The following is a 20819-nucleotide window of genomic DNA, read 5'->3' as shown; positions in this document are numbered from 1 at the left end:
TGGCTAAAGACACCGGGTCCGAAACCATCGCCGCCGTTCATATTGCTAGACCTTATTGCTCAGAAGCAGCAAACGTCTTTTTAAAGTCGTTGATTGCTTTAGCCATATCATCGTCTTTCGGAAGATCCTTCGTAGTCGTGATTTGGTCTAACAAATCTTTACGGTTGTGGTCTAACCAGCTATGGAATTCTCCTTCAAAACGGCGAATATCCTGTACTGGAATATCATCAAGGAAACCGCGAGTTAATGCATATAGAATCATAACTTGCTTTTCAACAGATAGCGGCTTGTTAAGATCCTGCTTTAGAACCTCAACTGTACGCGCACCGCGGTTAAGCTTTGCTTGAGTTGCCTTATCAAGGTCAGAACCGAACTGAGCAAATGCTTCTAATTCACGGTAGGATGCAAGGTCAAGACGCAATGTACCGGCAACCTTTTTCATTGCCTTGATTTGCGCAGAACCCCCTACACGGGAAACGGAAAGACCTGCGTTGATCGCTGGACGTACGCCAGAGAAGAAGAGGTCGGATTGTAAGAAAATCTGTCCATCAGTGATGGAGATAACGTTTGTTGGGATATAAGCAGAAACGTCACCTGCTTGTGTTTCGATAAATGGCAATGCTGTGATAGAACCAGCGCCAAGCTCATCATTTAATTTCGCAGCGCGCTCAAGTAAGCGTGAGTGTAAGTAGAATACATCCCCTGGATATGCTTCACGGCCTGGAGGACGGCGAAGTAACAAGGAAAGCTCACGATAGGCAGATGCCTGCTTTGTTAAATCATCATATACGATTAATACGTGCTTACCGTTGAACATAAATTCTTCACCCATTGCAACCCCTGCATATGGTGCTAAGAATAGCATTGGAGCAGGCTGTGATGCAGATGCAGAAACAACGATCGTGTATTCTAATGCGCCATTTTTACGAAGTGATTCAACGGCGTTACGTACTGTTGATTCTTTTTGTCCAATCGCAACATAGATACAGATCATGTTTTGACCTTTTTGGTTGATGATTGTATCGATTGCAACGGATGTTTTACCTGTTTGACGGTCACCAATGATTAACTCACGCTGTCCACGTCCGATTGGCACTAGTGCGTCAATCGCTTTAATACCAGTTTGCAGCGGCTCATGAACGGATTTACGAGCCATAACGCCAGTTGCTACTTGCTCAACAGGGCGGGTTTTCTTTGCATTGATTGGACCCATGCCATCGATTGGTTGTCCTAATGAGTTAACTACACGTCCAATTAGTTCCTCACCAACCGGAACCTCCATGATGCGTCCTGTACGGCGAACCTCGTCACCTTCTTTGATGTCAGTGAAAGGTCCTAAGATAATGATACCAACGTTATTCTCTTCAAGGTTTTGCGCCATACCCATAACGCCGTTTGAGAATTCAACAAGTTCTCCGGCCATGACATTGTCAAGACCATGGACACGTGCGATACCGTCACCAACGGAGATAACAGTACCAACATCGGTCACTTGAATTTCTGCCTGATAGTTTTCAATCTGTTGCTTTATCAGGGCACTGATTTCTTCAGCTTTGATGCTCATGAGTTTCACCCCTATTCTACGATACTTTTCGTACACATTTTACTTTGAGAATTGTCCAGCTCCAGCTCCCAGCGGCTAGTGTCCTTCGCTCTTCTCCCTACGATAAGTCAAGCACGAATGCGCTATCGCTCTTCGTGTTTCCTTTATCTCAGTCGAAGCGCTCCAGGCCATACGCCACTAAACGGTCGCTTCCGCTTTTCGTTTTAGCTTAACAATTTACGTTCTAAACGGCTTAGCTTGCCGCGTAATGATCCATCATATATACGGTTTCCGATGCGAAGCATAACGCCTCCGAGCAAATCAGAATCCACGATATTTTCAATTCGTAATGATTTCTTCCCAATCTTAGCTGCAAATGTGGCAGAAATAGCTTCACGCTCCGCGTCTGAAAGCGGGCGGATGCTGGTAACTTCCGCTTCGGCAATGCCGAGTTCATCATTTGTCAGCTCCGTGAATTGATTCACAACTTCCACGATTTCGCCTTCACGATGACGTTCGATTAGGATCAATACTGTATTTAAGACATATTGATTAACAGATGTAAAAGCGTTTTTCACAATCTCTTTTTTCTTTTCAATAGGAAGCTTCGAAGATTTGAGAACAGCTTTTAAATCAGGATTGTATTGTAAAACTTCCTTGACTACACGAAGTTCTTCTTCCACTGTACTTAGAATCTGCTGTTCCTTTGCAATTTGAAAAAGAGCCGACGCGTAGCGTTTTGCTACTAGTTGGTTGCTCATCGCCCTTCTCCTGCCTCTTTAATATATTCGTTAATAAGCGCATCTTGGTCCGCTTGAGATAATTCTCTTTCAATTACTTTAGAAGCAATTAACACAGACAATGAAGCCACTTGTTCGCGAATAGCGGCAACAGCTTTTTCTTTCTGCTGTTCGATTTCAAGCTTGGCAGCATCCTTTTGGCGTTCCGCTTCTTGTCGGGCCGCTGCGATGATTTCCTCACGCTGGATATCGCCTTGCTTTTTCGCACTTTCAATTAAGCTCTGTGCTTCTGCACGGGCTTCTTTTAAAAGATTTCTTTGTTCTTCTAAAAGCTTCTTCGCTTCTCCGCGGCTTTCTTCAGCTGCGTTGATTTCACTTGCAATATGCTCTTCGCGCTGTTTCATGATGCCCATTAATGGACCCCACGCAAACTTTTTCAGCAATGCCAAGAGGACAATAAACACGATCAGTTGGAAGAAGATATCTCCATAATTAACGTGGCCGCCCGCTTGCTCGGCTGCACCTAATACTAAACTGCTTGTTAACACCCTGGGTTCACTCCTTTCAAGAGTTGCTCACACTAGAAATGCATAAACGAACATAAATGAATGGCGAAGTTAGATGAATGTCTCTTCGCCATCTGGAGTTTTTTAATTTTAGCGGTTTAAGACCATGAACGCGATAACAACGCCGATGATCGGTAATGCTTCTACTAACGCAACCCCGATGAACATTGTAGTTTGTAGTAAACCACGTGCTTCTGGCTGACGAGCGATACCTTCAACTGTACGTCCTACGATAAGACCGTTACCAATACCTGCGCCTACTGCTGCTAGACCAATTGCAATTGCTGCTGCTATAAGATTCATTATTTTGTTCCTCCTTAAAATGTATAAATATGTTTTATTTTTTATAAAAAAATATATTAATGGTCATGACTCACTTTGTGTGCCATATAAACCATCGTTAACATAGTAAAGATGTACGCTTGGATGGATCCGACGAAGATCGAGAAGCCTTGCCATACAAGTGTTAGCGGAATAGCGGCGATTGTGCCGGCGATTCCTTGGTGTGCTAATCCCGCTGCCAAGAGCGATAGAAGCAATTCACCAGCGTAAATGTTACCGTAAAGACGCAGACCAAGCGTCAATGTGTTCGCAAATTCCTCGATAATCTTTAACGGGAATAAGAATTTCATTGGAGTGAAGAAACCTTCTCCATATCCTTTTGCGCCCTTTAGCTTGACGCCGTAATAATGGGTTAGACCCAAAATCATGACCGCTAGGGTTAACGTAATAATCGGGTCAGCTGTCGGTGATTTCCACCAAAGCTTATCGTCAACGACGATTGCGAAAGGAAGACCCAGCATATTTGATACAAAAATATACATGATTAATGTAATCCCCAGGATGTGGAATCGCCCGCCTTCTTTCCAATCCATTGTGCTGTTGATGATGCCTTTTACAAAGTCCATCACCCATTCCATAAAGTTTTGCATCCCCGTAGGTTTCATTGCCAGCTTGCGGGTTGCTAATACGGCAATAAGAAAGACAATTGCACTTGCAATTGTGATCATAAGAACGTTTGCCCCGTTAAACCAGAGACCAAACAATTCAAACTCAGGAGCCCCATGATGCATATAAACTCACCTCGCTTCCCTTCACTTTTGAGCATGCAGAGCATGATAAAAATAATCTATCATAATGACAATATAGGATGTCATTAGTCCCAAAACAACACTGACTATTTGAAAATAATCAGGGTATTCTAACGCAATCATTACCGCAATTGCTGCGATCGCCATTCTTTGCAGCGAGCCCAATGATTTGACCTTTTTTCCTGCCGAGACGGCTTTGTCGAATTTCTCTGTTTTTCTCACTAACATCCAAAGCATAATGAAGCTAAAGCATGTCCCAAGGATCAACCCAAGGAAAGCCGTTTTGTATGTAGTGAAGCCCCAGCCAAGAACATAGATGGACAACAAGTAAAACATCCATTTTCTCTGCCTGTTGTACATTTCTCTGAAATCTGGCATTGTTATTTATCTCCTGAATAGAAATGGCGGATTGAGACAAGCATAGAATAAACCCCTGCCGCAAGACCCAGGAGCAGTCCGATTATTAAGAATATTGGTTCTGTACCCCACTTTTCGTCCAGCCATCTTCCGGCAAAAATGCCAATAAGGATGGAGCCGACCAGCTGGGAAACAATAGCAGACATTAAAGCCATGGCTTGAAAAGGATTGCGGTTCTTTTGCATAATAAAATCATCCTCACTGTCTAGAGAATGAAAAACAAAAAGGTGATTATGATAAATCATGCGAGGGATTTTGTCAAATTAAATTTCGATGAAAACCCTACCATCCACACCCTTTGTTAGCATACAATAGGCACCATGCATTGTCAATGAATTTACGTGAATTATTCCACAAACAATTTCCCAATTTTTTTGCGATTTGGAAGTGAAAGTTAACACTCTTATTGTATTGTAATTTTTGAAGTTTTTTTGGCTATTTTGTGTCCATTTTGTGAACATTTGATTCTGACTTTTTAAAAAATTTCTCAAAGGTTAAGTGGAATAACGGGCAGCATTCTCACCTCGATTGCCGCCCCAATTTTTTGTCTTAATTTTTATAAATTGAAATCATCGTTTCAATAAAATCCTCTTTGCCGGCCTTTTTGGCGAAGACTTTGGCGCGGTAGGTGCCTTCGAATGGGAGGTCTTCAGCTTTGAAGGATTTACGGATCAGTCCCTTCTTTACATCGGTGCTTGTGTCGAGAAAGCCGACAAAGCGGTAATCGTCAGGGTTGAATAGGGCGATTCCAAACTCCTCCGCTCCCCCCGGGACGTAGACCTCGTACTGGTAAGTACCCGGCTCATCTCCTTCTGCAAAATCAAAGCCCATAACCCTTGGGTAGCCCGGCTCCTCGAGAACATACAAAAACGGTATATGGATGGACTGGCTCCCGGCATGCAAGGTTAGAAAGCCATCGTGAATTTTCCCTTTAAAAATCTGCGGGTCGACGGCAAGCTCCACGATAATGTCGCGTGACTCCTCTGGATCCAATGTGAAAGCTAGCGGGAAGCGCCACTCCAGGCCGTCGATGTGCTGTGGAATGTCAAACGTGTAGCGTCGCGGTTTGGCGCTGATATTTTCGACTTTTAATTGGGCTTTATGAACATTTTTCAGGCTGCTAAACTTTCCGAACCGAATGCTGCCCGGCATGACCAGCGATTCCGTCTGGATCGCATCATCCACCTGGATGCGGCCGGCCCCCTGCTCGTACGTACGATAATAGGGTCCAGGGGTAAGTTGGGTTTTACCTTTGTTGATGCCGCCGATTGGATCAATTCGGATTGGTTTGCGGGTTGTTTCTCCCAGGCTCGTGCTGCTTGGCTCTCCAGGTTCCTTTGTCAGCGGTTTGGCGGTATTCATCAACGCCGCTTTAATCTGCTCCGGTGTCCAGTCCGGGTGGGCCTGCTTGATCAGTGCGCAGGCGCCGGCCACATGCGGTGCTGCCATGCTCGTCCCCTGCAGGCTTAAGTAGCCGCCGGGAATTGTCGAATTGATGGCCACCCCTGGGGCGACAAGGTCCGGTTTGATATCCCATGTATCCGTGACGGGCCCTCTGGAACTGAAATCGGCGAGCTGGTCAATTTCCTCGTTTACTTTGAGTCTTGCCGTCAAGCTGGTGTTTTTTAATTTTTTTCGTAAAAATTCACCCTCGCTTTTGGTAATCGACCCAATCGGTATTGCAGCCGGCGCATCGAGATTGCCGATGAAGGTGCCCTTAAGATTGTTAGCGACCACCACCGCCTTGGCCCCCGCTTCATGGGCATTTTTTGCTTTTTCCGAAAAAGTCAATTCGCCGCGCTTCATTAGAACGATTTTCCCCTGAACGTTCTCGAGTTCGTTCGGTTGGCCGATGCCGCCGTCGACGATTGGAAGCGTCCGGTCAAGTGACCAATCCCCCGACCCCTCCATCGGCTGGACCCGAAGCAGATTTTGCATTCCTTCTATTAAAAGCTGAGGGATTTCCATTGTCGGCGTCGAGGCTCCAACTGAAATCGCCTTCGCGGATGTTCCAGGAGAACCGACCGTCCACACATTCGGTCCGGAATTCCCCGATGCCGCGACCGCGACGATCCCATTCTCAACAGCACGGTCAAGCGCCTGGCTGATCGGCAGGTCGGGACCGTTAATGCTGTTGCCAAGCGAAAGGTTCATGATGTCGACCTTGTCCTTGATGGCCTGGTCAATCGCGGCCAGCACCTGCTCCGTCGTCCCCCCGCCGCCTGGACCAAGTGCGCGGTACGCAACGATTTTTGCCTCCGGGGCCACGCCTTTAATTTTTCCATTGGCGGCAATAATGCCAGCGACATGGGTGCCGTGGATGGTCGCTCTGCCTTGCATGAGAGTTTCCATTGGGTCTTGGTCGTTATCGACAAGGTCATGGCCGCCCGCATAATTCCGGGCGAGATCCGGATGGGTGTAATCCACCCCGGTATCGATTACCCCGACCGTGACGCCGCGGCCAGTCAGCCGTTCATTCCTTTTTGAAAAAAAGCCGCGTGCCTCCTCGCCGCCAATGATTTTCACACTTTCCTCGGTCTCGACCCGATACTCTGTAACCGGGGAGACATGTTGGATTTGAGTTTGCTGGCGGTTCTGGGTCTGTGCCTCTAAACGGGCGATTGCACTTGGCGGCCCTTGAATCGAGAAACCGTCAATGGCCTTCTGGTATACGCGGCGCAGCTTGATGTCTTTATAGGGCGCGAGCAGCTGCTTGATTTCCTGTTCTGTTTTCGGATGGTCAAGCATGACGATGGCGACAGTATCCTTTATTGATTTTTGGATTGGGGGATGAATTAGGATTTTGGTCGGGATGCCGGTGGTCCCAATATTTACAGTTCCGAGCGCAAGAAGCATTGCCAGTACCAATTTCATGTGAAAATCCCCCTTTTTTCCATATCGTTTTCTTTAGGAGGGGAAAGTATGCAGGTCGACTTGGATTATGGCTCGTTATTTTTGTTGCGTATTTACAATTTTTGGATTTACTTTCCGATTTTTTGGTTTACTTTCCTAATTAGGTCGGATACTTTCCACTTTTATCATTTTACTTACACTTTTTGGCGAAATACTTTCTAATATCCCTATTTTACTTTCCACCCCCCTTTTTCACGCGGAATTCCACAGATAAAGCCAGGCGTACAGCCTGGCTCAAGTAATTTTTAATGACCTCTTTTGAAAATTCCCCATTTATTTGGATATACTTTCTGATTTGAGGCTATTACTTTCCAAATTGGAACGAATACTTTCCACTTTTATCATTTTACTATCCATTTTTGGCAAAATACTTCCCAAAATCCCTATTTTACTTTCCAACGTCATTTTTCACGCGGAATTCCACACAAAAAGCCAGGCATTCAGCCTGGAACAGGTAACTTTTCAATTACCTTTTTTGAAGAGTTACCATTTATTTGGATTTACTTTCCGAATTGGGGCATTTACTATCCAAATTGGAACGGATACTTTCCACTTTAAGCGTTTTACTTACACTTTTTGCGAAATACTTTCCAATATCCCTATTTTACTTTCCAACGTCATTTTTCACGCGGAATTCCACACAAAAAGCCAGGCGTTCAGCCTGGCTCAGGTAACTTTTCAATTACCTTTTTCTAGGAGTTTCCATTTATTTGGATATACTTTCCGAATTGGGGCATTTACTATCCGAATTGGATCGGATACTTTCCACTTTGAGCGTTTTACTTACACTTTTTGGCGAAATACTTTCCAATATCCCTATTTTACTTTCCACCCCTCACGCGAAATTCCACACAAAAAGCCAGGCATTCAGCCTGGAACAGGTAACTTTTCAATTACCTTTTTTGAAGAGTTACCATTTATTTGGATATACTTTCCGAATTGGGGCATTTACTATCCAAATTGGAACGAATACTTTCCACTTTTATCATTTTACTATCCATTTTTGGCAAAATACTTTCCAATATCCCTATTTTACTTTCCACCCCCCTTTTTCACGCGGAATTCCACACAAAAAGCCAGGCGTTCAGCGCCTGGCTCAGGTAATTTTTAAGAATTATTTCGTCCCAAACAACCGGTCTCCAGCATCGCCAAGTCCTGGTACGATATAGCCGTGGTCGTTTAACTTCTCGTCAAGGGCAGCGATGTAAATGTCGACGTCAGGGTGCGCCTCTTTAAGAGCTTCAACGCCTTCTGGTGCGGCAATCAAACACATAAATTTGATATTTTTGGCTCCCCGCTTTTTCAAGCCATGAATCGCTTCAACGGCTGAGCCGCCAGTTGCGAGCATCGGGTCAACTACGATAAAGTCGCGCTCTTCAACATCACTTGGAAGCTTGACGTAATATTCAACCGGCTTTAGCGTTTCCGGATCGCGGTACAGACCGATATGGCCGACTTTCGCAGCCGGAATTAATTTCAAGATTCCGTCCACCATGCCAATACCAGCGCGCAAAATTGGCACAAGGCCGATTTTTTTACCAGAAAGAATCTTCGATTTTGCCGGACATACAGGTGTTTCAATGTTTGTTTCTTCAAGCGGCATGTCTCTTGTGATTTCAAACGCCATCAAGGTTGCCACCTCGTCGACCAGCTCGCGGAATTCCTTTGTTCCCGTATGTTTGTCGCGTATGTAAGTAAGTTTATGCTGAATCAGTGGATGGTCAAAAACGTATACCTTCGCCACAATGATCGCCCCTTTACAAAAATTTAATTTTAGCAGTCGTCTCATTTTACAGAAAAAAAAGCCCATGAGCAACTCGGAGCACAATGTTTGATTTTTCAAAAAACGACACAAAGGACGGTTCTCTTGCCTCACTAAAGTGAGGCAGAAGAACCGTCCCCATGCATCATATTTTAGTATTCTGGATAAAGGGTAAATTTGCTTGTTAACGCGTCAACTTGTCTCCGCGCTTCTTCAAGCTTTGCTTCATCTTCGTGATTTTTCAATGTGAAGGCGATGATGGAAGCAATTTCGTCCATATCATCTAAACCAAAGCCGCGGCTTGTTACTGCAGCTGTACCAATGCGGACGCCGCTTGTCACGAACGGGCTGTTTTGGTCGAAAGGAATGGTGTTTTTATTAACAGTAATGCCGACTTCATCGAGCACTTTTTCAGCGACTTTTCCGGTTAAACCAAGGCTTGTCACATCCACAAGCATTAAGTGGTTGTCCGTACCGCCGGAAACAAGCTTCAAGCCTTCTTTTTGCAGGCTTTCCGCTAAACGCTGAGCGTTCGCCACGATTTGACGAGCATATTCTTTAAAGCTATCCTGAAGCGCTTCGCCAAAAGCAACGGCTTTAGCAGCGATGACGTGCATAAGCGGACCGCCTTGGATTCCAGGGAAGATTGACTTATCGATTTTCTTGCCCCATTCCTCAGATGTTAGAATCATCCCGCCGCGTGGACCGCGAAGGGTTTTATGAGTAGTAGTTGTGACGAAATCAGCATATGGCACTGGGTTTTGGTGCAGACCTGCCGCAACAAGACCAGCGATGTGCGCCATGTCGACCATTAGGTACGCGCCAACTTCATCAGCGATTTCGCGGAACTTCGCAAAATCGATTTCCCTTGGGTACGCGCTGGCACCGGCAACAATCATTTTTGGCTTATGCTCAAGGGCTTTTGCACGAACATCATCATAATCAATACGGTGTGTTTCTTTGTCGACACCATATTCAACGAAGTTATATTGAATACCACTGAAGTTAACTGGGCTTCCGTGTGTTAAGTGGCCGCCGTGGGATAAATTCATGCCAAGCACGGTGTCACCTTGCTGAAGGACGGTGAAGTAAACGGCCATGTTTGCCTGTGCGCCGGAGTGCGGCTGAACGTTCGCGTATTCCGCTCCAAAAATTTGCTTGGCGCGCTCACGAGCTAAATCCTCAACAACATCGACATATTCACAGCCGCCATAGTAACGGCGTCCAGGGTAGCCTTCTGCGTATTTATTCGTTAAAACGGAGCCTTGGGCTTCCATTACAGCTTCACTGACAAAGTTTTCGGAGGCAATCAGTTCAATTTTAGAACGTTGACGGCCCAATTCTTGCTGGATTGCTTGAAAAACCTGTTCATCTGCTTTAGGTAAATGCTTCATGATTCATTCCCCCTCATATGTAAATAAAAAAACGTTAGAAAATTCCCTCTTTATTGTAACATGTTTTTTGGTTATGTAAACACGTAAGATTCTATTTTTAACATTTTTATTGTTCGTGTTTCGTATAACAAATACGATAATCAAGCCTATAAATGTTCGTGTTTTTGAGGTTCCTAACTGCAGCTCGAATTAGCGTCGGTCTGTTCGTAAACCGCGCGGGCCCCGCCGATAAGTTTTGGTCTTGTTTTAGCCAGCGTCACATGGGCATGTCCCAAGAATTTCTGTTTAACACGGACGGGGACGGCAACATGTTTCAGGTGCATGCCGATAAGGGTGCTGCCAATGTCAATGCCTGCCTCCGCCTTTACAAACTCGACCACTACGGCGTCGTTCATTTTTTCAAAAGCAAATGTTGCCATCGCTCCGCCTGCCTTCCGGACTGGGACGACCGAAACCTCTTCGAAGCCTCGCACGAAGGCAACCGACCGTTCCACCACGATTGCCCGGTTCAAGTGCTCGCAGCATTGAAAGGCTAGGTGAACTCCGGTTTCTGTTTGGAATTTTTGCATTTGGCGAAAAATCATTTCGGCTACTTCAATCGTTCCGGCCGTTCCGATGCGCTCGCCAATAACCTCGCTTGTGCTGCAGCCGATCACGAGAAGCTGCCCCGGCCTCAAGGATGCCTGCTCCTTAAATTCCGTTAAAATTGCTTCAAGTTCGTTCGTCCATTGCTTAATCATACCCTTTGACCTCCCATCATTCATGTTCCAAGGGACCTATCCCCGCCACTTTAATGTTTTACTCTATTGGGGGATCTTGCCCCAGCCACTTCGCCACTTAATCCGACCTGGTACCTATTGGTGTTTCTCCTCATAATCCGTGATTTTACCGACACGGTTGGCGTGACGTCCGCCTTCGAATTCGCCAGTCAGCCATATTTGGGCAATATCACGGGCCAGTCCAGGACCGATGACGCGTTCGCCCATCGCCAAGATATTGCTGTCATTGTGGGCACGTGTTGCTTTTGCACTAAAAGTATCGTGCACAAGTGCACAGCGGACACCCTTCACTTTATTGGCGGCAATGCTCATGCCGATGCCTGTCCCGCAAATTAAAATCCCGCGGTCAAACTCGCCGCTTGCTACCTTTTCCGCAACCGGAAGCGCATAATCCGGATAATCAACAGACGACGCACATTCACAGCCAAAATCCACATACTCAATCTTTAATTCCTCCAGCAAGCTGGCAATTTCCTTCCGAATATTCATGCCGCCATGGTCTGACGCTAATGCTACTTTCATCTCAAAAATCCCCCTATTCCAACATCAATCTGTACTTAATTTTGACATACCGTGCGAAAAATATAAAGCCATACTATTCAGATATGTCGGGCAAAAAAACGGTTTAACCGCCAGCTGTTCATAAAAAAAGCCTTACCTAATAGGCAAGGCTTTTTTTTAAATATGAAGTTTATCTTTTATTTTCCAGTTAATGCTGTATATGCGTTTGCTTCGCCCTTGCCATATAACTCATCGTGGCCTTTTTTACCTAAATCCAAGGCAGTCTTTTCAATCAATGCCTGCACTTGAGCTGGCTTATATTCCGGATGGGCGGCTTTGATTACACCAGCAATACCAGCGACCTTTGGTGCGGCCATGGAGGTGCCGTGTAAGTAAGCGTAGCCTTTGTTATCGACCATGGTAGCATATTTAGGCAAATAAGTCGGCCACGTTGAAAGCGCACGATAAGTAAAATCACGTTGCCCCAAATCACGTGATGTATCATACACAGGACCATTATCTCCGCCCGGTGCTGCTACATCAATAAAACTATTGCCATAGTTTGAATAGAATGCCAGCTTATCCGTTGACCACTTGTTGGAGGAAGAAACGGTAATGACGCCAGGAGTACCGCCTGGAACTTCAAATGTTACCCCTTTAAAAACAAGATTTTCATCGCCATAATTTGCATTCATATAATCAGTAAGCGACTTTTTGTCAGCATAATTTACAGAATCATTCCCTGCAGCAGCGACGATCGTTACATTTTTCTTAACAGCGTACTGAACGGCGCGCTTCCATAGAAGGATATCCGCGATATCAGAATAACGAGTGCCTTCATAGGTATATTTCAAATTGTCGAATCCACCAAGTGACATATTAATAACATCGACACCATCATCGGCCGCTTGAACGATGGCCGCAACAATCGGTGCAGTAGGTGCACTGCCGGATGCATCAAAAATACGGTAGGCACGGATTCCTAAATTCGGGCCTACCCCTTTTACTAATCCATTCCCAGCGATGGAACCCGCCACATGTGTGCCGTGCCCGTTTGTATCTTTCACTTTGGTTTCATTTATAACCGTTCCACCATAACCGCCTTCAGGGACATAGTTCACACCGCCCATATAGTTCGCTTTCAAATCAGGATGCTCAGCATCAATCCCGGAGTCAATGATGCCTACAACGGCATTATGTTTAACGACGGCCCCCGTTTTTACACCGCCTGATTCCACATCAAACGATTTTCCTTCATTCGTTAAATGGCGAATATCCCACTGCGAACTCCAATATGTACCATCCTTATCTGGAGTGATATCCACCGGTTTTCCATCCGCCCCTTCCGGATTTCCATTTTCAAGTTTATAAGTTCTCTCAACATTCGCCGCGCTAATTTTTCCGCTAGATTTAAACTGGCTAAGGAAAGCAGGGTTTGCAGAGCGGACTTCCAACGCGCCGATTTCCGGGACTGCCCTGATTACTTCTCCGCCGGCACTCTTCACTTCAGAAAGATAGTTTTTCGGTAATGACTGATTAAATGCAATCAGATAGTTTTTACTTTCTGCCTTTGTGCTGGCAGATGTGTGCAGGTTCGTAGAGAAAGTTACTAGAGACATGGCCAAAATACTGCTGGCCGCAATGGCCATCATTCTTTTTTTCTTCTTCAAAAGCAAAACCTCCCTATATTTGTCCTAACATTCTCCATTTTAAATCTATCAATATCTATTTGAAACAAATTCTCATCGTAAAAGAACGACAGCATTTTTTCACAAATTGCAGAGTTTGTCTGAAGGAACCCCATAGAGAAAGGCCAAGAGTAAAACACTCCTGACCTTTTCTATGGCTTTATTTTTTCAATCGCTTTGTCAATCAGCTTATCGAGTTCTCGGTAGGTGGCTTCATAGATGGCGAGGCTGCCGCCGTACGGATCGGTGACGTCGTGGTCGAACTCTTCACCGGTAAATTCCTTCAATGTGAACACTTTTTCAATCGCCTTTGGGTACTGCTGCTGGATGGCGAACTTATGCGAGGTTGTCATCGTGAGAATCAAATCGGACCAATCGACCTCATCAGCGGACAGCAAGGTGGAGCGGTGATTTTGCGCAATCTTTTTGGTGGCGAGCACCTCTTTCGCGTTCGTCGAGGCATCGCTGCCGCTTGCGGCGTAAATTCCGGCGGACTTAACCTCGATTCCGTCAAGCTGTTTATTTTTTAAAATGGCCTCCGCCATCGGACTTCTGCAGGTATTTCCTGTACACACAAATAGTATTCGCTGCATATGTACGCCCCCTTCCCCACCTATTATAGAACAATTTTCCACGTTCAAACCGTTGCAAATGTCCCTTATACAAAAATTTCTTATAAAAACACAGCCATCAGCTTAATGCCAAACGCTAGTAAAATCGCTCCCCCCAGTGCCTCACTGTACGCACCGAGCCAGCCCCGGACCTTTTTTCCCAAAAGCAGGCCAGCCCATGTCTGCAGGGTGGCCATGACACCAAAACAGACGAGGACCAAAACGGTTTTGGCCCCATAAATGCCTAAGGTAAGCCCTACGGAGAAACTGTCCATGCTTACACTCAATGCAAAAAATAAAAGGCCTAAGCCAACCGGCGTAATCACCTTTTCATCATCGTCCTTCAGGCTCGACCAAATCATCTGCACCCCTAAAATGATTAAAAGCAGACCGCCGATAAACGAGGCCAGCGCTCCAAATTGTTCTGATAAAAATCTTCCTGCTGTCATGCCGGCGAGCGGCATCAACACATGAAAGATGCCAATGATAATTCCTATTTCAAATATTTTTCGAAGCCGCAGTTTGTACATCCCCATGCCAAGGCCGACCGAGAAAGCATCCATTCCTAGAGCCGCTGCCATCAACATGAGTGTCATAATTTCCCCAACCACTTCAGACATTCTGACTTCTCCCCTTTGGACTAACTATTTCAGCATATGCACGTCCAAATCGGTTTAGAAGCCAAGCTGGGAAATTGAGCGGAAGCCTTTAAAAAAAGACCAGCCCTCCATTTAAGGAGAACTGGCCCAGGCGCTGATTACAATCTATTCAAAAATCACTTTATTCCCCGCCGCTTTTTCCAACCGGTTCATAATGGCGTATCCCACGCCTTCATACGGGAACATTTCGCTAAAAATCACATCGACCTGCTGCTCGTTGAATCGACGGAGCACATCGTAGAGAGTGGCAGCTACTGTCTCAAGTTCAGCGCGTCTCCCACAGGCGAGGACGACATCGGCTTGGTACTCGTCCGCATGTTCTTCTGTCGTCAGTACCCCAACACGCAATCCTTCCGCACGTTTTTCGGCAGCAAGCCCCTGCAAAAATCCCCGGGTGCCTGACACCAAATAGAGCGGAGCATTTGGCGCGTAGTGGCGGTACTTCATGCCCGGCGCCTTCGGTTTTGCCGCTTCATTTTTTAAAGCCGGGTCGATATGGACTTCGCCGACCACGGCCTCTAACTGCTCCTTGGTCACCCCGCCTGGCCTTAATATGACCGGAAAGGTTTCTGTGCAGTCAATGACAGTGGATTCGACACCGACTCCGGTCGGACCTCCGTCCACCACGCCGGCAATTTTTCCTTCGAGATCATCAAGGACATGTGCGGCCGTTGTCGGGCTCGGTTTCCCTGAGGAATTCGCACTTGGTGCGGCAATCGGCAGACCACAGGTCCGTAGCAGCGCCAGTGCCACTGGGTGGTCCGGCATCCGCACTCCAACCGTCGCGAGACCCGCGGATGCTTTTTCCGACAGCACGCCTTCCTTCATTTTAAAAATAATCGTCAGCGGCCCAGGCCAAAATTTTTCCATAAGGATTGCCGCCTTTTCAGGTACCTCCGCCACAAAGCGGTTCAACTGTTCCTTTTCAGCAATGTGGATAATCAGGGGATTATCCGCGGGCCGCCCCTTTGCTGCAAAAATTTTCGCCACAGCCTCATCATTCTCGGCATTCCCGGCCAACCCATAAACTGTCTCCGTCGGCATCGCAACAACTTCATTTTCCTTTAAAAAATGTGCGGCATCCACAATATGTGGATTACTTTCTAAATTATCCACATACTTATCCACTTTCCAAACTTTTGTGTTCATGTTATCCACCTTCAAAACCTATCTCGTTTTTTATCGAATTTTGACGAATTTCGGCGTATAAACTCATATTTTTCGCATGATACGTTTGAAAGTATAAAAGAAGGCAGACCTAAACACAAGTGATATCCACAAATTGTGCATAACTTACCGGAAAAAGTGGATAACTTTGGCGTTATATCCACAATATTATATCGTTAGTCTCAAAAACAACGAGTTATCCACATTTAAAACGTGTCGAATGTGTTCAGATTGATAAAACCCGACCGGCAGTTCCCCGCGCCCAATCTTCTCAAACCCCATCAGTTCAAAAAACGGCAACGCCGCCCCCTTATTTGTAGCCAAAAATAAACTTTCCATTCCCTTTTCCTTGGCTAGCTGCACCATTTGGTCAAATAGAACGAAGATTTCCTTTTCGGCCTGCCCCACGGAGACAACCAGCGAGCGCAACAGTCCAAACTGTTCACAAACCTCCATTCCAAGCGATCCGACCAGCTCTCCCTGCTCGTCCTCTAGCAGCAAAAACCATTCTATCGTTTCATCAGTCAGCCCATCTGTCCCAAGATTAGCCCTCGTAAGAAAGCTTATCAGCCTTTCCAAATCCCCTTTAGTCGCCTTGCGAATCAACGCCTGCATCCCATCCACCCCATTTTTTCAGATTCTACTCTATGAATATGAAAAAATAGAAAAAGTAGAACAGGTTGGGACTATTTTCTAGCATATTTTTTAGTAGTCCCAAAGCATCTATAGGACATTTCCTTCCTTCTCCTACTTGGTTTTGTCCTTTAGAATGCTTCTATCGGACATCCTCTTTTCTCCTCTACACAGTTTTGTCCTTTAGAACGCTTCTATTGGACATTTCCTTCCCTCTTCTACCTCGGTTTGTCCTTTAGAACGCTTCTATTGGACATTTTCCTCCTCGCCTATCCAGTTTTGTCCTTTAGACGGCTTCGTCTGAGCATTATAGTCCTTCCCTGAGCATAGGCACTTTTATTATTCACTGAGTGTTCCTCATACACACAAAAAAACAGCCCCCTCTCAGAGCTGTTAGTTAAAAAGCTTATTCCATATCTCAACCACAAAGAATTTCACTTTTACCGGCTGCTCATCCTCCGAAACGTAAACTGGCTTATCCTTCTTAACCGGTTTCTTGACCACAATGGCTTCTGCTTTTTCTGAATCTTGCTTCTCCACCACAGCGGCCTCTGTTTTTTCTAATGACTCCTGCTTCTCCACCACAACGGCTTCTGTTTTTTCTAATGACTCCTGCTTCTTCACCACAGCAGTTTTCGTTTTTTCTGAACCATGCTTCTTCACCACAGCCGTTTCCGTTTTATTAAAATCCCGGCTCTTCATCACAGGTATATCATCTTCATTTGTATCCCCATTTGTACGAGCCTCTTCAAAGTCCGGCCGTTCTACCTCTGTTTTCTTCTGTTGAACAACCTTTTCCTTTTTACCTTCCACAGACTTTGTTTTCACATCGGACCGCTTCTCTTCCAACTGGGCGACCGAACTAGCATCCTCTTTCGCTTCAGCAACAGCAGCCGTTTCTTTTTCCTCAAACCCCTCACTGACAGCTACCCCATTTGAAAAATCTAGGAAGCATAGCGGCGGGTACAGCACGCACCACCAGTTCGCCCCTTCACCCGCGCCCAACGTAATTAACACTGCTTGATACTTTCCTGCCGGATACAAAAACTGCCCGTACAGCTTTGTCGGAAACTGCACCTTGCCAAACTCTACGTTTACCGACTGATCCGAACCCGATTCGCTGACCACTTTTTCCGCAATCCCTTGAATCTCTGGCAGATGACCCTTGATCACCTTACGTGCCTCTTCCATCGAAGTTAAATCCTGTACCCACAGTGTAATCTGTGCATTCACCGCATCACGAACCTTGCGCTTAATCGCCTGGTCCTCTTCAAAATCGCTGTTGGCGAGAATCCTTAATCGAATCGCCTCGCCCGGAATCACAATCGATTCCTTCTGTGCCGCTTCTGTTTTTGGCATATATAAATTTAGCATCGTCGCTAACGATAAAACCACCAAATATCCCCAAACTACCAGTTTCCCTCTCATCTCTAGCACCGTCCCTTCCCTTTGCCTTACCATTGTGGACAAAATGCCAGAATCTTAAACTATTAAATTTTACTATTTTTAAAATCAAAATTGGAAGAATATGTTATAATCTACATAATGCCATAAAAAAGGGGACCTACTTATGAGCTATGATGCCCATATCACTAGAGCGGAAGACTGGCCAGAGAGCGAGGAATATCCCATCACTTTGGACGAGCTGAAGGAATATTTCCAGACAAAAAAGGATTTTCACTACTCAACCTCTTTTTCAAGCACCGGCCCCGTTTCCTTAACCATCGCCGGCGAATTCTTTATCTGGAATTATGGCGATACCCCTGTCCCCTTCCATTTTTGGAACGGTCGTCTGATTGTCGCCAACCCTGATAATGAAATCCTTGCCAAAATGAAAGAAATTGCACTCGATTTAAACGCAAATCTTCTGGGAGACGAGGGAGAATCCTATTAAAAAAACGAATGGACCCTGCTCTGCCATTCGTTTTTTCTTTCCTACCTATTCTTGAGCACCGAAGCCAATCTCCGCAAACACCATCCGGTCCTTGCCGTTAATATCATTCACAACCTCGACTTTTACATCCGCAAATGCTTTTTGAAAAAGCTCCGCTACCGCTTCGCCCTGACCGGCCCCAATCTCGAAACATACAAGCGCGCCCGGCGCGAGCACCTTCGGCAGCTCCACCATAAAGCGGCGGTAAAAATCCAAGCCGTCCACTCCTGCGAAAAGTGCCCGGTGCGGCTCATGATCCGTCACCACCTCGGACATCTCAGCCATGTCAGCAACTGGAATATACGGCGGATTCGACACCACCACATCCAGCATCTTACCGCCTGCAATAAACGGCTGCAGGAGGTCTCCCTGGATAAAATGGACATCTGCGCCAAGCCGGCGGGCATTCTCATTCGCCACCTCTAGAGCGGATTCAGCAATATCTGTGGCAGTTACTTTTAAAGACAGCTGCTCCAGTTTTAAGGTAATAGCAATTGCTCCACTGCCCGTTCCAATATCAGCAAGCTTGATTTCCTCGCGCCCGCCAAATAGCCGGTGGATCCGCTGCAATGTCCCGTAGACCAGCTCCTCAGTTTCTGGTCTTGGTATGAGCACCTCCGGCGTAACCACAAAGGTCCGCCCGTAGAACTCCTCCCTCCCGATAATATATTGCACCGGAACCCCCGAAGCGTGGTCGTGGACTGCTTTTTCAAAAAGCTCCCACACCTGCGAGTCTAGCTCCTCACGTACATTGGCAAACAGCTGCGACCGCGTCATCCCGGTAAAATGCCTTAGCAGCAATTCTCCCGCGTTTTCATCCCGGCCAGCTTCAACTAAAAAAGAAGAAGCCCATTTCAGAGCTTCGAATACCTTTTTACTCATTTGTTGCATTTTCCAATCTTCTCGCTTGGTCATCGAGCACCAATGCCTCAATGATCTCTTCCAGCTTGCCCTCAATAATCTGATCCAGCTTTTGAATCGTTAAGCCGATTCGGTGGTCAGTCACCCGGTTTTGCGGATAGTTGTACGTACGAATCCGCTCAGAACGGTCACCTGTACCAACCGCTGATTTCCGCACTTGGTCATACTCCGCCTGTGCTTCCTGCTGGAACTTATCATAAATACGCGCACGTAAGATTTTCATGGCCTTGTCCTTGTTTTTGTGCTGGGAACGCTCGTCCTGAGAGGTCGCTACAATACCGGTCGGAATATGCGTTAAACGAACCGCTGACATGGTGGTGTTAACGCTCTGTCCGCCGGCGCCGCTCGATGCGAACGCATCAAAACGGATATCCTTTTCGTTAATCTCGATGTCAAATTCCTCAACTTCCGGCAAAGCTGCAACTGTCGCTGTAGATGTGTGAATCCGGCCGCCAGACTCGGTTTCCGGCACACGCTGCACCCGGTGCGCACCATTTTCAAATTTCAATTTAGAAAAGGCGCCCTGTCCGGTTATCATAAAAATAATCTCTTTGAAGCCGCCAAGCCCAGTCTCGTTGGCATCAATCACTTCCGTCTTCCAACCCTGCGCTTCCGCATATCGTGAGTACATGCGGTATAGCGTGCCGGCAAACAATGCCGCCTCTTCGCCGCCCGCTGCACCGCGGATTTCCATGATAACGTTCTTGTCATCGTTCGGGTCCTTCGGAACCAGCAAGATTTTTAACTTGCCTTCAAGCTCTTCAATCTGCGCCTCAAGCTCGCTGACCTCTTCCTTAACCATGTCGCGCATTTCCGCATCCAGCTTGTCCTCAAGCATGACCTTTGCGTCTTGCAGCTGGGATTTCGCTTCCTTATACTGGCGGTACGCTTGTACAGTCTCCTGCAGGTCCGCCTGTTCCTTCGAATAATCACGAAGCTTTTTAGAATCATTTATAATTTCCGGATCGCTTAACAGCTCATTGAGCCTTTCGTAGCGGTCCTCTACCGATTGTAGACGATCAAACACAGTCATTCACCTCAAATTAAATTCAAAACTTCTATCTAAACACCCGCAACACCGGGCCTAAAATTGTCCATAACATTCTAATTATAGTATAGCTAAAAACTCGCGTCAATGTGATGCATGGGGACGGTTCTCGTGCATCAAAAAATACAATGCTATTATCGGAATTGATTCTTCAGGAAAGTAAAATTGGATATTTGGAAAGTATTTGCTCAAAAAGTGTAAGTAAAATCGTCAAAGTGGAAAGTATCCGCTCTGAATTGGAAAGTAAACTCCCCATATCGGAAAGTATATCCAAATAGAAGGAAATATCCCCAAATAGGTCATTAAAAAGTTACCTAGGCCAGGCTCTCAAGCCTGGCTTTTAAGCTATTTTGGGTGGTTGTTGGAAGGGGGAACTGTGTTTTAAAAGAGTTTGGAAAGTAAAATAGCAATTTTGGAAAGTATTTAATCAAAAAATGTAAGTAAAACTGCCAA

At 46.0% G+C, this 20819-nt stretch carries 21 protein-coding genes; 1 reads left to right on the top strand and 20 read right to left on the bottom strand.

Going from position 1 to position 20819, the window contains the following annotated elements; genetic code table 11:
- Positions 1–52 precede the first annotated feature (52 nt).
- From atpA to spoIIR, 18 genes are all read right to left on the bottom strand, one after another.
- Positions 53–1564: a F0F1 ATP synthase subunit alpha gene (gene atpA / locus KHA99_RS09080; RefSeq protein ID WP_213117137.1), complete on the bottom strand. Its 1512-nt coding sequence runs from the start codon at positions 1562–1564 to the stop codon at positions 53–55.
- A 203-nt stretch (positions 1565–1767) separates the two neighbouring features.
- The gene (locus KHA99_RS09075) at positions 1768–2304 is read right to left on the bottom strand and encodes a F0F1 ATP synthase subunit delta (RefSeq protein WP_213117136.1); all 537 of its coding nucleotides are present in this window, start codon (positions 2302–2304) and stop codon (positions 1768–1770) included.
- Positions 2301–2831, bottom strand: a complete 531-nt coding sequence (locus KHA99_RS09070) for a F0F1 ATP synthase subunit B (RefSeq protein WP_213117135.1) — start codon at positions 2829–2831, stop codon at positions 2301–2303. The genes KHA99_RS09075 and KHA99_RS09070 overlap by 4 nt, the downstream gene beginning before the upstream one ends.
- Positions 2832–2939: 108 nt before the next feature.
- Positions 2940–3152, bottom strand: a complete 213-nt coding sequence (gene atpE, locus KHA99_RS09065) for a F0F1 ATP synthase subunit C (RefSeq protein WP_027323467.1) — start codon at positions 3150–3152, stop codon at positions 2940–2942.
- Between the two features lie 56 nt (positions 3153–3208).
- Entirely contained in the window at positions 3209–3922 is a 714-nt protein-coding gene (gene atpB / locus KHA99_RS09060; RefSeq protein WP_213117134.1) for a F0F1 ATP synthase subunit A, read from the bottom strand.
- Positions 3923–3943: 21 nt separating this feature from the next.
- Entirely contained in the window at positions 3944–4318 is a 375-nt protein-coding gene (locus KHA99_RS09055; RefSeq protein ID WP_213117133.1) for an ATP synthase subunit I, read from the bottom strand.
- Between the two features lie 2 nt (positions 4319–4320).
- A complete protein-coding gene (locus KHA99_RS09050; RefSeq protein ID WP_213117962.1) occupies positions 4321–4545 on the bottom strand; it encodes an AtpZ/AtpI family protein in 225 nt (74 codons plus the stop codon).
- A 361-nt stretch (positions 4546–4906) separates the two neighbouring features.
- Positions 4907–7231, bottom strand: coding sequence for a S8 family serine peptidase (locus KHA99_RS31170; RefSeq protein ID WP_213117132.1), 2325 nt, complete (start codon positions 7229–7231; stop codon positions 4907–4909).
- 1153 nt (positions 7232–8384) lie between these two features.
- Entirely contained in the window at positions 8385–9014 is a 630-nt protein-coding gene (gene upp, locus KHA99_RS09040; protein WP_213117131.1) for a uracil phosphoribosyltransferase, read from the bottom strand.
- A 170-nt stretch (positions 9015–9184) separates the two neighbouring features.
- Positions 9185–10426, bottom strand: a complete 1242-nt coding sequence (gene glyA / locus KHA99_RS09035; protein ID WP_213117130.1) for a serine hydroxymethyltransferase — start codon at positions 10424–10426, stop codon at positions 9185–9187.
- Between the two features lie 173 nt (positions 10427–10599).
- A complete protein-coding gene (locus KHA99_RS09030; RefSeq protein WP_213117129.1) occupies positions 10600–11166 on the bottom strand; it encodes a TIGR01440 family protein in 567 nt (188 codons plus the stop codon).
- A gap of 114 nt (positions 11167–11280) precedes the next feature.
- Positions 11281–11727: a ribose 5-phosphate isomerase B gene (gene rpiB, locus KHA99_RS09025; RefSeq protein WP_213117128.1), complete on the bottom strand. Its 447-nt coding sequence runs from the start codon at positions 11725–11727 to the stop codon at positions 11281–11283.
- Positions 11728–11903: 176 nt separating this feature from the next.
- Positions 11904–13376, bottom strand: coding sequence for a S8 family serine peptidase (locus KHA99_RS09020; protein WP_249366571.1), 1473 nt, complete (start codon positions 13374–13376; stop codon positions 11904–11906).
- 170 nt (positions 13377–13546) lie between these two features.
- Complete coding sequence (locus tag KHA99_RS09015) at positions 13547–13987, bottom strand: low molecular weight protein arginine phosphatase (protein ID WP_213117127.1); 441 nt, start codon at positions 13985–13987, stop codon at positions 13547–13549.
- 80 nt (positions 13988–14067) lie between these two features.
- Complete coding sequence (locus KHA99_RS09010) at positions 14068–14625, bottom strand: manganese efflux pump MntP (protein WP_213117126.1); 558 nt, start codon at positions 14623–14625, stop codon at positions 14068–14070.
- A gap of 144 nt (positions 14626–14769) precedes the next feature.
- Positions 14770–15813 carry an L-threonylcarbamoyladenylate synthase gene (locus tag KHA99_RS09005; protein WP_213117125.1) on the bottom strand — a complete coding sequence of 348 codons (1044 nt, stop codon included), beginning with the start codon at positions 15811–15813 and terminating at the stop codon, positions 14770–14772.
- 186 nt (positions 15814–15999) lie between these two features.
- Positions 16000–16446: a GNAT family N-acetyltransferase gene (locus KHA99_RS09000; protein ID WP_213117124.1), complete on the bottom strand. Its 447-nt coding sequence runs from the start codon at positions 16444–16446 to the stop codon at positions 16000–16002.
- Positions 16447–16857: 411 nt separating this feature from the next.
- Complete coding sequence (gene spoIIR, locus KHA99_RS31475) at positions 16858–17892, bottom strand: stage II sporulation protein R (protein WP_213117123.1); 1035 nt, start codon at positions 17890–17892, stop codon at positions 16858–16860.
- A 142-nt stretch (positions 17893–18034) separates the two neighbouring features.
- Between spoIIR and KHA99_RS08990 the strand changes: the two genes are divergently transcribed.
- Complete coding sequence (locus tag KHA99_RS08990; RefSeq protein WP_213117122.1) at positions 18035–18358, top strand: hypothetical protein; 324 nt, start codon at positions 18035–18037, stop codon at positions 18356–18358.
- 45 nt (positions 18359–18403) lie between these two features.
- On the opposite strand, the gene prmC is transcribed toward KHA99_RS08990, so the two are convergent.
- Both prmC and prfA read right to left on the bottom strand, forming a co-directional pair.
- Positions 18404–19279, bottom strand: a complete 876-nt coding sequence (gene prmC / locus KHA99_RS08985) for a peptide chain release factor N(5)-glutamine methyltransferase (RefSeq protein WP_213117960.1) — start codon at positions 19277–19279, stop codon at positions 18404–18406.
- The gene (prfA, locus tag KHA99_RS08980) at positions 19272–20345 is read right to left on the bottom strand and encodes a peptide chain release factor 1 (RefSeq protein WP_213117121.1); all 1074 of its coding nucleotides are present in this window, start codon (positions 20343–20345) and stop codon (positions 19272–19274) included. The genes prmC and prfA overlap by 8 nt, the downstream gene beginning before the upstream one ends.
- Positions 20346–20819: the final 474 nt, after the last annotated feature.

The sequence above is a fragment of the Neobacillus rhizophilus genome, from assembly GCF_018343535.1.
Lineage (GTDB): Bacteria > Bacillota > Bacilli > Bacillales > Cytobacillaceae > Neobacillus > Neobacillus rhizophilus.
This window is presented reverse-complemented; position numbering and strand designations above follow the sequence as displayed.